A 14431-nucleotide genomic window follows, 5' to 3' on the forward strand; every position below is an offset into this window, starting at 1 on the left:
CCCTATCTTGCTGGTTCCGACGCCCGATGCGAAACCCGACGCGGCGGACGTTTACCGAACTCCACGGTACGTGTCCGGTCGCTCACCCTGAGGTCGACGAAAGTCGGGGCCCCTGTGCGGAATCCCTCACCCGTCGATGCATCGGCGCGTCCTACCATCCGGGGATGAGCGAACGGCGGTCAAGCGAGTCCGGCTTCCCCATCAAGGGCCTCTACACGGCGGATGACCTGCCCGAGGGTCTGGACTCCCGGCTGGGCGCCCCCGGCGAGTTCCCGTACGCCCGCGGGGTCTACCCCACCATGTACACGTCGCGCCCGTGGACCATGCGCCAGTACGCCGGCTTCGGCACCGCCACGGAGTCCAACGCGCGCTACCACCAGCTCCTGCGGGCCGGCACGATGGGTCTCTCCGTCGCCTTCGACCTGCCCACCCAGATGGGGTACGACTCCGACGACCCGATCGCGCACGGCGAGGTGGGCAAGGTCGGGGTGGCCATCGACTCCGTCGAGGACATGCGGCTGCTGTTCGCCGGCATCCCGCTGGACAAGGTCTCCACCTCGATGACGATCAACGCGCCGGGCTCGGTGCTGCTGCTGCTCTACCAGCTCGTCGCCGAGGAGTCCGGGGTCGAGGGTTCGGCGCTCAACGGCACCATCCAGAACGACATCCTCAAGGAGTACATCGCCCGGGGGACGTACATCTTCCCGCCGAAGCCCTCGCTGCGGTTGGTCGCCGACACGTTCGCCTACTGCCGCAAGGAGGTGCCGAGGTGGAACACCATCTCCATCTCCGGCTACCACATGGCCGAGGCCGGCGCGACGCCCGCGCAGGAGATCGCGTTCACCCTGGCCAACGGCGTCGAGTACGTCCGGGCCGCGCTGGCCGCCGGGCTGGCCGTGGACGACTTCGCGCCCCGGCTGTCGTTCTTCTTCGTGGCCCGGACGACCCTGCTGGAGGAGGTCGCGAAGTTCCGCGCCGCCCGGCGGATCTGGGCCCGGCTGATGCGCGACGACTTCGGGGCGAAGAACCCGAAGTCGATGATGCTGCGCTTCCACACCCAGACGGCGGGCGTGCAGCTCACCGCCCAGCAGCCCGAGGTCAACCTGGTCCGGGTGGCGGTGCAGGGGCTCGCCGCCGTGCTGGGCGGCACCCAGTCGCTGCACACCAACAGCTTCGACGAGGCCATCGCACTGCCCACCGAGAAGGCCGCCCGGCTGGCCCTGCGCACCCAGCAGGTGCTGGCGTACGAGACGGACCTGACCGCCACCGTCGACCCGTTCGCCGGGTCGTACGTGGTGGAGGCGATGACCGCCGAGATCGAGGCGGCGGTGGTCGAGCTGATGGACCGGGTGGCCGATCACGGCTCGGTTGTCGACGCCATCGAGGCGGGCTTCCAGAAGCGGGAGATCGAGCAGTCCGCGTACCGGTTCGCGCAGGAGGTCGACTCGGGTGAGCGGGTGGTGGTCGGGCTCAACCGGTTCACCATCGACACCGACGAGCCGTACGAGCCGCTGCGGGTCGACCCGGAGATCGAGGCGGCCCAGGCCGGGCGGCTGGCCACGCTGCGCGCGGAGCGCGACGGGGGCGCCGTCGAGCGGGCCCTCGCCGAGCTGCGCGCCGCCGCCGAGGGCACCGAGAACGTGCTCTTCCCGATGAAGGAGGCGCTGCGGGCCCGGGCCACGGTGGGCGAGGTCTGCGGCATCCTGCGCCAGGTCTGGGGGACGTACCGCCCGAGCGACCGGTTCTGACCCCTGCCGGCCCCCGGCACGCGTGTGCGGCCCGGGGGCGATGGGTAACCCGTCGGGGTGAACGGGACGGACAGCGTGTGCGCGAGCGTCGCGTCCCGTCGTGTCACCGTCGGGAGTCGCCCCGCCGCCGGGTGCGGTCGGCTAATTGTCCGAGTGGCGGGTAACCGAAGCGACTAATGTGACAATTCGGGAAACGGCTGCCCCGGATCGACGGTGATTTCGGAACGCCGACTCGGTTACGGGTTGTAGGAGGTGTGGGGCAGATGACGACGTTCGACCGCGATCTACCTGCTGTCCCGCAGATTGTCGAGCCCTTCCACCAGGGCTTTCGTGACGCTGCGCCATCTGATCGCTACGGGAATGAAGTTGCACAGCGTCACCGTCGGAGGTCTAGGCTGTCTGCTGTCATCCCCGATGATCCATCCATTTCTAGTGATCGAGATATCGACGTGACGAGTGCGTTGACGCTGCCGAACGGCAGCAAGCTGGCGTTGTCGGACTCGCCGGAGGCGCCGTCCGGGTCCCAGCCCCTGCCCGCCGAGCTGGACCACCTGCTCGCCCTGAGGGTGCCCGGGCTCATCGCCACCCGCCGGCACATCCACTCTCATCCGGAGCTCTCCGGCGAGGAGTTCGAGACCGCCGCCCTGATCGCCCGCGAGCTGTCCCTCGCCGGGCTGAACCCGCGCATGCTGCCGAAGGGCAACGGCGTGATCTGCGACATCGACGGCCGCCCCGACGGCCCCGTCGTCGCGCTCCGCGCCGACATCGACGCGCTGCCGCTCAACGATGTCAAGGACGTGCCGTACCGGTCCACGAAGGACGGCGTGTGCCACGCCTGCGGCCATGACGTGCACACCACCGTGATGCTCGGCGTCGGCATGCTGCTCGCCCAGCTCGCCGACCTGGGCGAGCTGGACGGCCGGGTCCGGCTGATCTTCCAACCGGCCGAGGAGATCCTGCCCTGCGGCTCGCTGGAGGTCATCGAGGCCGGCGGGCTGGACGACGTGGTGCAGATCTTCGCCCTGCACTGCGACCCCAACCAGCCGGCCGGCAAGATCGGCCTGCGGGTGGGCCCGATCACCGCCGCCGCCGACAACGTCACCATCAAGCTCACCGGGCCGGGCGGGCACACCGCCCGCCCGCACCTGACCGTCGACCTGGTCGACGCGCTCGGCCGGCTGGTCACCGAGGTACCCGCCCTGGTCGCCCGCCGGGTGCCGGCCAACAGCGGGCTGCTGCTGGTGTTCGGCCAGGCATTGGCCGGCACCCGGAACAACGTCATCCCGTCCGAGGCGAGCGCCTCCGGCACCCTGCGGGTGATGGACCGCGACACCTGGGCGCAGGCTCCCAAGATCGTCGCTCAGGTGGTCCGGGACGTCATCGCCCCGACCGGCGCCACGGTCGACCTGGAGTACCTGCGCGGCCGCCCGCCGGTCTGCAACGACGCCGGGGCGATCCAGGTGCTCACCGCCGCCACCGTGGCCGCACTCGGCCCGGAGGGCGTGGCGGAGACCCCGCAGAGCATGGGCGGCGAGGACTTCTCCTGGTATCTGGAGCACGTCCCCGGCGCGCTGGCACGCCTCGGCGTCGGCAGGTCCGGCCCGAACGTCGACTTGCACCGGGCCACGTTCGACGTCGACGAGCGGGCCATCCCGTTCGGCGTCCGACTCATGGTGCAGACCGCGCTGCGGGCACTGGCGGCGACTCGCTGAGCACCGGCGCCGGCCTGCGCCGGCGCCGGCGCAGCACCGCCACCAGCAGCGCCACGGGCACGCCCAACGCCACCGCGAAGGGCAGCAGCGCGCCCAGCACGGTGAGCAGCACGCCCAGCGAGGCGACGAACGCGTCCCAGCCGCCGCGCAGCCCCACCAGGAAGCCGGTCCCGTCCTTCTCCTCCTCGGAGGAGGTGTCGGCGTCCGACCCGACCAGGGTGAGGGTGATGGTGGAGAGCGCGGTCAGGTCGGCCAGCCGGCGCTTCTTCGCCTCCAGCGAGGCGAGGTCGGCCTCCCGCCGGGCCACCTCGCCCTCCAGCGACACCAGGTCCTCGATCGAGCTGGCCCGGGCCAGCAACTTGCGGCCGCTTTCCACCCGGGCCCGCTGCGTGATGATCCGGGCGTCCAGGTCGACGGTCTGCTCGGTGACGTCCTCCGTACGGATCGAGCGGCGCTCCTGCCGGCCCAGCTTGGCCAGGTCCTCCACCACGGCGGAGAACCGCGGCGCCGGCACCCGCAGCTCCAGTTCGGCGCGGGCGTTGTCGCCCGTGCTGCTGCGTTCGTCGCCGCCGACGAAACCGCCGACCGCGGTGGCCGCCGTGACGGCGGACCGGGCGGCGGCGTCCACATCGTCCACCCGCACCCGGATGTTTCCCGTGTAGATGATCGACCGCTGGTCGACCCGTAGGTCCGGCGCACCGCCACCGGTGCCGGCCTTCGCCCCTCCCGCCTCGGCCGGCGCCGCGCCGCCCGGCGCCGCCTTCTCCGGCGCCGATGCGGCCGAGTCCTCCGACGTGTGCCCACCGCTGAGACCACCGCACCCACCCACCGCCAGCAGGGCTGCCAGCCCCACCGCGGTCAGCAGTGCACCTCGTGCGCGTCCGTCCATTCCCGCTTCCCCCTGTTCCTTGCCCGTCGGGCGTTACGTCAGACGTGACGCGGAGACCCGTGGGTTCCGGCAGACTGCGCTGAGGGACGTCACGATTTGGTAATCAGGGGGTCATGATGCAACTCACCAAGTACGCCCACTCCTGTATCCGCGTCGAGCACGACGGCGGGGTGCTGGTCGTCGACCCGGGCGGGTTCAGCGACCCGGCGGCGCTGGACGGGGCGGACGCGGTGCTGATCACCCACGAGCATCCCGACCATCTCGACGTCGCGGCGGTCACCCGGCAGCTCGACCGCCGGCCGTTCCGCGTCCACGGCCCGGCCTCGCTGGCCGGTGTCCTCGGCGACGCGGCCGAGGCGCTGGACCCGGTCGCCCCCGGGCAGTCGTTCACCGCGGCCGGCGTGCCGGTCCGGGCGTACGGCGGGCGGCACGCCGTCATCCACCCGGACATCCCGGTGGTGGACAACCTGGGGTACCTGCTCAACGACGTGGTCTACCATCCCGGCGACTCCCTCGTGGTGCCCGAGGACGTCCAGGTGGACACCCTCTTCGCGCCGATCCACGCCCCCTGGTCGAAGTTCTCCGAGGTGCTCGACTTCATCCGCGCGGTCGCCCCGCGCCGCGCCTTCGCCGCCCACGACGGGCTGCTCAACGACAACGGCCTCGCGGTGCTCAACCGCCAGTACGCGGCGCTGTCCAAGACCGACTACCAGCGCCTCGAACCGGGCAGCCGGCTCGACGCCTGACCCGGTGCCGCCCCCTCGGGACCTGGTCCGACGGCTCTACGAGGAGCCGCCGGACCGGTTCGTCGCCACCCGGGACGCGGCCGTCGCCGAGGCCCGGCGGGCCGGCGACCCGGCCACGGCCCGGGAGATCGCCCGACTGCGCCGCCCGACCGTGGCCGCCTGGCTGGTCAACCTGCTCGCCATCCGGCGCCCCGAACTCGTCGCCGATCTGGGCCAGCTCGCCGAGGCGCTGCGCGCGGCCCAGCGCGACCTGCGTGGCCCCCGGCTGCGGGAACTCTCCGCCCAGCGGCGGGCGGTGGTCGCCGCGCTGGTGGCCGAGGTGCGCCGGCTGGCGGCCGACGCCGAGGGTGGCCCGCCGGGCGGGAAGCTGCCCCTGGCCGAGGTGGAGGCGACCCTCAACGCCGCCCTGTCCGACACCACGGTCGCCGAGCAGGTGCGTACCGGCCGGCTGCTGCGGGCCGCCAGCTACGCCGGCTTCGGCGAGGTGCCCCGCCCCCAGCTGCGGCTGGTCACCGACGACGCGGAGCCCGCACCGGCCACCCCGGACCGGGCCGCCGACCGCGATCGGGCCGCCGACCGCGATCGGGACCGGGCCGCCGGCCAAGACCGGGATCGGGCCGCCGACCGGGACCGGGACCGGCGGGAACGCGACGAGCGGGCAGCGGAACGCGCCGCCCGGGCCGAGCGGGCCCGGCAGCGCCGGGCGCTGGAACGGGAACTGGCAAAGGCGCGTACCGACCAGGGCCGGGCCGAGGCGGAGCTGGCCGGCGCGGCGGACGCCGAGCACGACGGCACCGAGGAACTGGCCGACATCGAGCGCTCGCTGGCCGAGCTGGAACGGCAGCGGGCCGAGGCCGAGCAGGAGCTGAGCCGGCGGAAACTGGCCCGGCGGGCGGCGGAACGGGCCGTCACCGCCGCCCGCCGGCGCACCGGCGAGGTCGAGGGGGCGATCGAGGCGATCGACGCCGAAGAGGGGACTGACGCCGGGGGCGGCGGCGGGGCAGACTGATTGCGATGACGCCGGAGCAGGTCGCCGCCGCGAGCAAGCCGTTCGTGCTGGAGCTCGGGGAAACGTTCACCCGCTGCCCCGGCACGCTGCGCAGGGCCCGCCTGCTGGGCATCTCCGGCTGGGCCTTCTACATCACCGGCCGGGCCGGGGCGCTGGGTGACGTCCGGGCCCCGACGGTGGCCGCCGCCCTCGGCTTCATCGCCCCGGACGCCGTCGCCGACGGCTGGGACGCCGCCGCGCGGGTGATCCGTCCGCTGGAGGTGGCAGCCGCGAACCTCGCCGAGTGCTGCCGCTGGGGCGACGAGCATCTCGCCGCCCTGCCCGGGGCGCGCCGGCTGGGCGCGCTGCTGCGCCGGGTGGTCGGCGCGGCGGACGCCAGCGGCATGCCGCTGTTCGCCGCCTGGCGGGCCATGCCGGTGCCGAAGGACTCCCCGGGCGCCCGAGCCGCCGTCGGGCTGCTGCTGCTGCGCGAGCACTTCGTCGGGGCGTACCTGATGGCGGTGCGGGCCGGCGGGATGACCCCGCTGGAGGCGGTGCTGGCCGGGCCGGAGGGGGAGGCCGGCGCGCTGGCCTGTGGCTGGCCGCCGCCGTACCCCCGGGTCGGGCCCCTGGTGCGGCGGCGGTTGTGGGCGGAGGCGGTGACCGACCGGCTGGTCGCGGCGGGCTTCCGCGGCCTCGCCCCCGGCGAGGGCACCGAGCTGCTGGACCTGCTGGCCACCACCCGCGCGCAGGTGCAGGGACGGCCCACCCAGCGAGATCCCGACCGGCCGGGGCGGGGATAAATGGGCGGCGGCGGGCGGTGGGCTGCTGCCAGGATCGCCGGATGACCCTTCCCGTCGGCTGGAGCGCCCGCCGCCCCACCCTCGACGACGTGCCGGCGATCCTTGCGGTGGTGCACGCCGCCGACACCTTCGCGATCGGCCACCCCGACTTCGACGCCGAGGACGTCGAGGCCGCGCTGACCGCCCCCTTCGTCGACCCGGCGCTCGACTCCTGGCTGGTCGGTGACCACGACGGGAGGGTTGTCGGGTGGACCGTGGTAAACAACCCGAGCGGGGTGGGCCGGGAGTTCGTCGACGTCTGCGTCGACCCGGTGCGCGCCGAGGCCGCGCGCGTCCCACTGCTCACCCGGATGCTGGGCCGGGTCGCCGAGCGGGCCGCCGAGCGGGGCCTGCCCGCGCTGACCGTCCGCACCGCCGCCTTCGCGCCGGAGACCCGGTGGGTGGCGGAGCTGGCCGAGGCCGGCTTCACCCGGGCGAAACGGTACGTGCGGATGAGCAGGACACTGACGGGCCTGCCCGCCGAGCCGCCGTGCCCGCCGGGGGTGACGATCCGCCCGCTGCACGTCGGCGACGACGCGGACCTGCGCCTGTTCCACCGGATCTTCGACACGGCGTTCCGGGACACCTCGGACTACGAGCCGGTCGGGTACGAGCAGTGGCGGGAGCACCTGCCCCCGTACGTCAGGACCTGGGACGAGTGGTTCGTCGCCGAGGTCGACGGGGTGCCGGCCGGCGCGCTGCAGTCGTCCGACCAGGCGTTGGAGCAGGACCAGGGGTGGGTCCGCACCCTTTCGGTGCTGCCGGCGTACCGGCGACACGGGGTGGGAGCCGCGCTGCTACGGCGGGCCTTCACGGTCTACGCCGCCAAGGGCAGGCGGTCCGCCGGCCTGGGCGTCGACCTGGCCAACCCGACCTCCCCGGCGACGCTCTACCGCTCGGTGGGGCTGGGCGAGGTGCGGTGGACCGACTTGTACGAGCGGGTGGTTCCGGCGGTCGGCATGTGACCGGAGCCGCCCGCCGGGGGGCGGCTCCGCGCGCCGCCACCCACCCGGAGCAGACTGGGGGGCGTGGTAGACGCGCTACGCCGACGCGGTGCCGGTGGGGCGGGACCGCAGCTCGCTGACGTAGTCGTCGGGCGCGCCCGCCTTCTCGGCGGCGTTGGCGATCTCCGACAGGTACCACGCCGTCGGCAGGCCGCCCTCGTACCCGTCGAAGACGTAGACCGAGGCGGTCACGTCCCCGTCGAGGGTGGAGACCCGGACGTGCAGCTTGCGGTACGTCCCGGAGGTCACCCCCTCGATGTCGTCGAGCTGGCCGGCGTCGTACGGGTTGATGTCGTAGAGCGCCACGAACACCCGGTCGCCGGGGGACTCGACGATGGTGCTGACCGCGCCCTCCCAGCCGATGACCCCCTCACCTGCGAAGGTGAGCCGCCAGCCTTCCAGCCAGCCGATGCCCACCATCGGCGAGTGCGGACAGTAGGCGCGCATCCGGGCGGGGTCCAGGTTTGAGCCGTAGGCGGCGTAGTGACGCACGGCGATGACGATAGCCCTACGGACGGGTGGGGGAGAATACGACGGTGCGTGTCGGACGCGTCGGGGAGAAGAAAGTCACCGCGAACATGGACGAGGGGCGATAGCTGTGAGTCAGATCGTGATCATCGGCGGGGGGCCGGCCGGGTACGAGGCGGCCCTGGTCGCCGCCCAGTTGGACGCTGAGGTCACCGTGGTGGAGGCCGAAGGGGCCGGCGGTGCCTGTGTGCTGTCCGACTGCGTCCCGTCCAAGACCTTCATCGCCAGCTCCTCCGTGGTCACCGGGTACCGGGACACCGAGGAGTTCGGGGTGCACTCCGACGGGCTGGAGGCGGTCACCGTCGACGCCCGGACGGTGCACGAGCGGGTCAAGCGGCTCGCCCTTCACCAGTCGGCCGACATCCACGCCAAGCTGCTGAAGGCCGGCGTCACCTTCGTGGCCGGCACCGCCCGGCTCGGTGAGGACACGCTCGGTCACACCCACCGGGTCGTCGTCACCCCCGCCGACGGGGCCGAGGAGTACTCGATCGCCGCGTCGACCGTGCTGGTCGCCACCGGGGCCACTCCGCGTCAGCTTCCCACCGCCGTGCCCGACGGCGAGCGCATCCTGACCTGGCGGCAGGTCTACGACCTGCCCGAGCTGCCCGAGCACCTGATCGTGGTCGGCTCGGGCGTCACCGGGGCCGAGTTCGCCAGCGCGTACCTGGCCATGGGGGTCGAGGTCACCCTCGTCTCCAGCCGGGACCGGGTGATGCCGCACGAGGACGCCGACGCCGCGATGGCCATCGAGCGGGTCTTCCGCTCCCGGGGGATGACCATCCTCAACAACTCCCGCGCCGAGGGCGTCCGCCGCACCGCCGACGGGGTGGAGGTGGAGCTGGCCGACGGCCGGCTGGTGCAGGGCTCGCACGCGCTGATCGCCGTCGGGTCGATCCCCAACACGGCCGGCCTCGGCCTCGACGAGTACGGCGTCGAGCTGGCCCGGGGCGGCTACGTCACCGTCGACCGGGTGTCCCGGACCAACGTCCCCGGCATCTACGCCGCCGGCGACTGCACCGGGGTGCTGCCGCTGGCCAGCGTCGCCGCGATGCAGGGCCGGATCGCGATGTGGCACACGCTCGGCGAGGCGGTCCGGCCGCTGCGGCTGCGTACGGTCGCGGCGAACGTCTTCACCGACCCGGAGCTGGCCACCGTCGGCGTCTCCCAGGACGAGGTGGACGCCGGCAAGACGCCCGCCCGCGAGGTGATGCTGCCGCTGGGGGGCAACGCCCGGGCGAAGATGGACGACCTGGCCGACGGCTTCGTCAAGCTGTTCTGCCGCCCGGCCAGCGGCCAGGTGATCGGCGGCGTCGTGGTGGCCCCGAAGGCGAGCGAGCTGATCCTGCCGATCACCCTGGCGGTGGAGAACAACCTCACGGTCAACGAGCTGGCCCAGACGATCACCATCTACCCGAGCCTGTCGGGCTCCATCACGGAGGCCGCCCGCCAGCTCATGCTGCACGAGCTGGAGTAGCCGCCTCGGGTCGGCTCGTCGGTCAGTCCGCCGGGGCCTCGGGGCGGGTGCGGCGGGCGCTGAGGGCCGACATCGCCCAACCGGCGGCGGCGAAACCGGCCGCCGCCGCGGCGGCGATCACCAGCAGCTGCCACGCCGACTCGGTCAGCGCCGTGCCGCCCAGGTGCCCGACCAGCGTCCCGTACGTGGCCCAGCCGGCCGCCGCCATCGCCTCGTACGTCAGGAACAGCCGGTACGGGTACCGGCTGCGGCCGGCGGCGAAGCAGGCGGCCATCCGGCCGCCCGGCACGAACCGGCAGAGCAAGATCACCAGCGGACCGGGCCGGCGCAGTCCCTGGGTCATCCGTCCGGCCATCCGGCGGACCCGGCTCGGCTCGCCCTGCCGGCCCTGCCGGCGGTCCGGTGCGCCCCGGCCGAGCAGGTAGCAGGCCAGGTCGCCGACGAAGACGCCGAGCGCGCCGACCCCGATGGTCAGCGGGAGGCTCAGCCCGCCGTACACGGTGAGCGCCCCGCCGGTGATCATGATCGCCTGGGTGGGGATGACCGGCACGAACGCGTCTACCGCCAGCAGCCCGAGCAGCGCCAGGTACGCCCACAGCGGCGACGCCATGTGGGTGAGTAGCTCAAGCACGACTGACACCTCGCCGGGGCCGGCAGATCGGGTGCCCCGAGCCTGGCCCCGTGGCGGGGGTCACCGGAGCCCACCCCGGCCGGTGGTGACCACCGACACGACGGTTCCGGCCCCCGACGTGCCAGGATGCGGCGGCTCGGCCGCCCTGAGCGACCTCGGCGTACGGGCCGAGCCGGGCGGCGGATCGGCTACGGGCGGCGTACCGTTGTCGGCGCGCGGCCTCGGGCGCGTCGGGCCCCCCGTTTCCGACGACCGGGCCGCCGCGGGCCGCCGGCAGGTCCCGTGCCGGCGGCCCGCTCCTGCGCCGCAGGCCCGCCGCACGCCAGCCCGGGCGCGGTGCGCGCAGCCGGCGGGGCCCGAAATCGGATGCGTGCCGGCCCGCCGCCGGTCTACCGTCTCCCCATGCGCAGCGCGGTATGGACCACGACGCCGGGAAACCCCGGCGCGCCGCACTGACGTCACCGTCATCGAGGCCCCGGGGCGAACCGCCCCGGGGCCTCGCGGCGTTCCGGGCCAGGTCGCCTCCGGGTCGTACCCGAGGGAGAGCGACATGACCGACCACCGCAGGCTCGGCCGGGAGCTGGAGCTGTTCGTCTCCGACCCGCTGGCCGGCGCCGGCCTGCCCATCTGGCTGCCGGCGGGCGCCGCCGCCCGGCACGCCGTCGAGGCGTACGTCCACGAGCTGGAGCGACGGGCCGGCTACCAGCACGTCTACTCGCCGCCGCTGGGCAAGCGGGAGCTGTTCGAGCTCTCCGGCCACCTCGGCTACTTCGCCGACGACATGTTCCCGCCGATGCGTCTGAGCCCGGACGACGAGTTCGTGCTCCGCCCGGCGCTCTGCCCGCACCACGCCCTGGTCTTCCGGGCCCGGGGCCGGTCCTACCGGGAGCTGCCGCTGCGGGTCGGCGAGCTGGGCGGGATGTACCGGGCGGAGCGCTCGGGGGTGCTCGGCGGGTTGTCCCGGGTGCGCGCCATCTCGCTCAACGACGCGCACAACTTCTGCGCCCTGGACCAGGTGGGTGAGGAGGTCGCGGCGATTCTGGCGCTGATCCGCGAGGCACATGCCGCGCTCGGCGTCCGCCCGGCGGGTTTCCGGCTGTCGCTGCGCGGTCCGGGCCAGCGGTACGTCGGCACCGACGAGCAGTGGCGCCGGGCCGAGGACCTGCTCCGGGAGGCGCTGAACGGGGTGAACGTCATCGAGGCCCCCGGCGACGCCGCGTTCTACGGGCCGAAGATCGACATCCAGGTCGCCGACCCGACCGGCCGGGAGTCCACCCTCGCCACCGTCCAGCTCGACTTCGACAAGCCCGAGAAGTTCGACCTGTCGTACACCGGCCCCGACGGCGGCCGGCGGCGGCCGGTGATGGTGCACCGCAGCCTGGTCGGCAGCATGGAGCGGCTGTTCGCCCACCTGATCGAGGCGCACGACGGGGCCTTCCCACCCTGGTACGCCCCCGTGCAGGTGACCGTGCTCCCGGTCGACCCCGACGATCCGGGCCAGGCCGCGGCGGCCGACCGGCTCGCCCGGGACGCCGTCGCGCTCGGCCTGCGGGCCGAGGTCGACGGGGGTGGGTCGCTGGGCTCCCGAATCCGCGACACCGCCCGCCGCCGGGTGCCGTACGTCGCGGTGCTCGGTGCCCGGGAGGCGGCCGACGGCGCGGTCGCCCTGCGCCTGCGCGACGGCCGCCGCCTGGACCCGCGCCCTGCCGCCGACGCCCTGGCCCTGGTCGCGTCGGTGGTCGCCACCCGGTCGGCGGCGCTGCTGCCCTGACCCCGGCCCGTCACCCGGCCCGAGGCCGGTCGCTGTCGCTGGATCTCCGGCCACGACGATCAGCCCTGGACCGAGGCGGCGGGCAGCGACACGGGGTCGGGGGGGAGGACCGGATCGGGCTGGCTGAACTGGGACTGGTAGAGCCGGTGGTACGCGCCCCGGGCGGCCAGCAGCCGATCGTGGGTGCCCTGCTCGACGATGCTGCCGTTCTCCATCATCAGGATCAGGTCCGCGTCCCGGATGGTGGAGAGCCGGTGGGCGATGACGAAGCTGGTCCGGTCCGAGCGCAGCGCCGCCATGGCCCGCTGGAGCAGCACCTCGGTCCGGGTGTCCACCGAGCTGGTCGCCTCGTCGAGGATCAGCAGCGACGGCTCGGCCAGGAACGCCCGGGCGATGGTGATGAGCTGCTTCTCGCCGGCGCTGACGTTGCTGCCCTCCTCGTCGATGACGGTGTCGTAGCCGTCGGGGAGGCTGCGGACGAACCGGTCCACGAAGGTGGCCTTGGCGGCGGCGACGATCTCCTCCTCGCTCGCGGCCGGCCGGCCGTACGCGATGTTGTCCCGGATGGTCCCGCCGAACAGCCAGGTGTCCTGGAGCACCATGCCGATCCGGCCGCGCAGGTCGTCCCGGCTCAGGGCGGTGACGTCCACCCCGTCCAGGGTGATCCGGCCGGCGTCCAGCTCGTAGAAGCGCATGATCAGGTTGACCAGGGTGGTCTTGCCCGCCCCGGTCGGCCCGACGATCGCCACCGTGTGCCCCGGCTCGGCGACCAGCGACAGGTCCTCGATCAACGGCTTGTCCGGCTCGTACCGGAAGGAGACGTGCTCGAACTCGACCCGGCCGTGCGGGTCGGTCACCCGGGCCGGCTCGGCCGGGTCGGGGCTCTGCTCGTCGGCGTCGAGGACGGCGAACACCCGCTCGGCGGACGCCACCCCGGACTGGAGCAGGCTCGCCATCGAGGCGACCTGGGTGAGCGGCTGGGTGAACATCCGGGAGTACTGGATGAACGCCTGCACGTCGCCGAGGCTCATCGACCCCGATGCCACCCGCAGGCCGCCGACCACGGCGATCGCCACGTAGCTGAGGTTCCCGACGAACATCATCGCCGGCATGATGATCCCGGAGATGAACTGGGCGCCGAAGCTGGCCCGGAACAGCTCCTCGTTCTTGGCGGTGAAGGTCGCCTCCACCTCGCGCTGCCGGCCGAAGACCTTGACCAGCTCGTGGCCGGTGAACGCCTCCTCGATCTGGCCGTTCAGCTCGCCGGTGTGCTTCCACTGGGCGATGAACTTCGGCTGCGAGCGCTTGGTGATCTGGCCGGTCACCACCACCGACAGCGGCACCGCGACCAGGGCGACCAGCGCCAGCAGCGGCGAGACCCAGAACATCATGGCCAGTACGCCGACCAGGGTGAGCAGCGAGGTGAGCACCTGGCTCAGGGTCTGCTGGAGGGTCTGCGAGATGTTGTCGATGTCGTTGGTGACCCGGCTGAGCAGCTCGCCGCGCGGTTGCTTGTCGAAGTAGGGCAGCGGCAGCCGGTTCAGCTTCTCCTCCACCTCGGCGCGCAGCCGCAGCACGGTGCGCTGCACCACGCCGTTGAGCAGCCAGCCCTGCCACCACATCAGCAGGCTGGACGCCAGGTAGAGGACGAGCGCCAGCAGCAGCACCCGACCCAGCGCGGCGAAGTCGATGCCCACCCCGGGCACCAGGTCCATCCGGGCGAGCATGTCGGCGAAGTTGTCGTTGCCGGACGCCCTGGCCGCCGCCACGGCCTGCTCGGTGGTGGTCCCGGGCGGGAGCTGCCGGCCGATCACCCCGCTGAAGATCAGGTCGGTGGCGTGGCCGAGGACCTTCGGCCCGTACACGCTGAACCCGACGCTGATCAGGGCGAGCCCGACGATGGCGACGAGCGGAAGCCGGTGTGGCCGCAGCCGCCCCAGCAGCCGGCGGGCCGACGGCCCGAAGTTCATCGACTTCTCGGTCGGCATGCCGGCGCTCGGCAGCGGACCGCCGCGGTGGCCGCCCTGGGGCAGCCGCTTCGGCGTCTGCGCCTGGGCGTCGGCCGCGGGCCGTTCCTGCGGCGCGGGCTTCTGACCCG

Annotated in this window: 12 protein-coding genes; 8 read left to right on the forward strand and 4 right to left on the reverse strand. The window is 73.5% G+C overall.

Annotated features, from left to right (window positions below):
* Window positions 1–164: 164 nt before the first annotated feature.
* Together ACQPZO_RS04335 and ACQPZO_RS04340 are read left to right on the forward strand one after the other, a co-directional pair.
* Window positions 165–1748: an acyl-CoA mutase large subunit family protein gene (locus ACQPZO_RS04335; RefSeq protein WP_433347220.1), complete on the forward strand. Its 1584-nt coding sequence runs from the start codon at window positions 165–167 to the stop codon at window positions 1746–1748.
* A 449-nt stretch (window positions 1749–2197) separates the two neighbouring features.
* Window positions 2198–3460 carry an amidohydrolase gene (locus ACQPZO_RS04340; protein ID WP_433347222.1) on the forward strand — a complete coding sequence of 421 codons (1263 nt, stop codon included), beginning with the start codon at window positions 2198–2200 and terminating at the stop codon, window positions 3458–3460.
* On the opposite strand, the gene ACQPZO_RS04345 is transcribed toward ACQPZO_RS04340, so the two are convergent.
* Window positions 3417–4349, reverse strand: a complete 933-nt coding sequence (locus tag ACQPZO_RS04345; RefSeq protein WP_433347224.1) for a DUF4349 domain-containing protein — start codon at window positions 4347–4349, stop codon at window positions 3417–3419. The two genes, ACQPZO_RS04340 and ACQPZO_RS04345, sit on opposite strands and share 44 nt — an antisense overlap.
* A 116-nt stretch (window positions 4350–4465) precedes the next feature.
* On the opposite strand from ACQPZO_RS04345, the gene ACQPZO_RS04350 reads away from it, so the two are divergent.
* From ACQPZO_RS04350 to ACQPZO_RS04365, 4 genes are read left to right on the forward strand one after another with little or no spacing between them, the layout of a single operon-like run.
* Window positions 4466–5095 (forward strand): MBL fold metallo-hydrolase, encoded by a 630-nt coding sequence (locus ACQPZO_RS04350; RefSeq protein WP_433350785.1) that lies wholly within the window; start codon window positions 4466–4468, stop codon window positions 5093–5095.
* Between the two features lie 4 nt (window positions 5096–5099).
* The gene (locus tag ACQPZO_RS04355; RefSeq protein ID WP_433347226.1) at window positions 5100–6104 is read left to right on the forward strand and encodes a hypothetical protein; all 1005 of its coding nucleotides are present in this window, start codon (window positions 5100–5102) and stop codon (window positions 6102–6104) included.
* A 5-nt stretch (window positions 6105–6109) separates the two neighbouring features.
* Complete coding sequence (locus ACQPZO_RS04360) at window positions 6110–6886, forward strand: SCO6745 family protein (protein WP_433347228.1); 777 nt, start codon at window positions 6110–6112, stop codon at window positions 6884–6886.
* 41 nt (window positions 6887–6927) lie between these two features.
* Window positions 6928–7890 carry an N-acetyltransferase family protein gene (locus tag ACQPZO_RS04365; protein ID WP_433347230.1) on the forward strand — a complete coding sequence of 321 codons (963 nt, stop codon included), beginning with the start codon at window positions 6928–6930 and terminating at the stop codon, window positions 7888–7890.
* 75 nt (window positions 7891–7965) lie between these two features.
* On the opposite strand, the gene ACQPZO_RS04370 is transcribed toward ACQPZO_RS04365, so the two are convergent.
* Complete coding sequence (locus ACQPZO_RS04370; protein WP_433347232.1) at window positions 7966–8421, reverse strand: gamma-glutamylcyclotransferase; 456 nt, start codon at window positions 8419–8421, stop codon at window positions 7966–7968.
* Between the two features lie 106 nt (window positions 8422–8527).
* Between ACQPZO_RS04370 and ACQPZO_RS04375 the strand changes: the two genes are divergently transcribed.
* Window positions 8528–9931, forward strand: coding sequence for an NAD(P)H-quinone dehydrogenase (locus tag ACQPZO_RS04375; RefSeq protein WP_433347234.1), 1404 nt, complete (start codon window positions 8528–8530; stop codon window positions 9929–9931).
* Window positions 9932–9953: 22 nt separating this feature from the next.
* On the opposite strand, the gene ACQPZO_RS04380 is transcribed toward ACQPZO_RS04375, so the two are convergent.
* Entirely contained in the window at window positions 9954–10562 is a 609-nt protein-coding gene (locus tag ACQPZO_RS04380; RefSeq protein WP_433347236.1) for a DedA family protein, read from the reverse strand.
* A gap of 550 nt (window positions 10563–11112) precedes the next feature.
* On the opposite strand from ACQPZO_RS04380, the gene thrS reads away from it, so the two are divergent.
* On the forward strand, window positions 11113–12333 hold the full coding sequence (thrS, locus tag ACQPZO_RS04385) for a threonine--tRNA ligase (RefSeq protein ID WP_433347238.1): 1221 nt from the start codon (window positions 11113–11115) through the stop codon (window positions 12331–12333).
* A 59-nt stretch (window positions 12334–12392) separates the two neighbouring features.
* Here thrS and ACQPZO_RS04390 read toward each other — a convergent pair whose 3' ends face one another.
* Window positions 12393–14321, reverse strand: coding sequence for an ABC transporter ATP-binding protein (locus ACQPZO_RS04390; RefSeq protein ID WP_433350787.1), 1929 nt, complete (start codon window positions 14319–14321; stop codon window positions 12393–12395).
* Window positions 14322–14431: the final 110 nt, after the last annotated feature.

Source organism: Micromonospora sp. CA-111912 (assembly GCF_050948415.1).
Taxonomy (GTDB): Bacteria; Actinomycetota; Actinomycetes; order Mycobacteriales; family Micromonosporaceae; genus Micromonospora.

What these genes read in the sequence shown, in the direction of transcription:
- ACQPZO_RS04335 (WP_433347220.1), top strand. Translation starts at nt 165, where the DNA reads ATGAGCGAACGGCGGTCAAGCGAGTCCGGCTTCCCCATCAAGGGCCTC.
- ACQPZO_RS04345 (WP_433347224.1), bottom strand. Translation starts at nt 4,349, where the DNA reads ATGGACGGACGCGCACGAGGTGCACTGCTGACCGCGGTGGGGCTGGCA.
- ACQPZO_RS04350 (WP_433350785.1), top strand. Translation starts at nt 4,466, where the DNA reads ATGCAACTCACCAAGTACGCCCACTCCTGTATCCGCGTCGAGCACGAC.
- ACQPZO_RS04360 (WP_433347228.1), top strand. Translation starts at nt 6,110, where the DNA reads ATGACGCCGGAGCAGGTCGCCGCCGCGAGCAAGCCGTTCGTGCTGGAG.
- ACQPZO_RS04365 (WP_433347230.1), top strand. Translation starts at nt 6,928, where the DNA reads ATGACCCTTCCCGTCGGCTGGAGCGCCCGCCGCCCCACCCTCGACGAC.
- thrS (WP_433347238.1), top strand. Translation starts at nt 11,113, where the DNA reads ATGACCGACCACCGCAGGCTCGGCCGGGAGCTGGAGCTGTTCGTCTCC.
- ACQPZO_RS04390 (WP_433350787.1), bottom strand. Translation starts at nt 14,321, where the DNA reads ATGCCGACCGAGAAGTCGATGAACTTCGGGCCGTCGGCCCGCCGGCTG.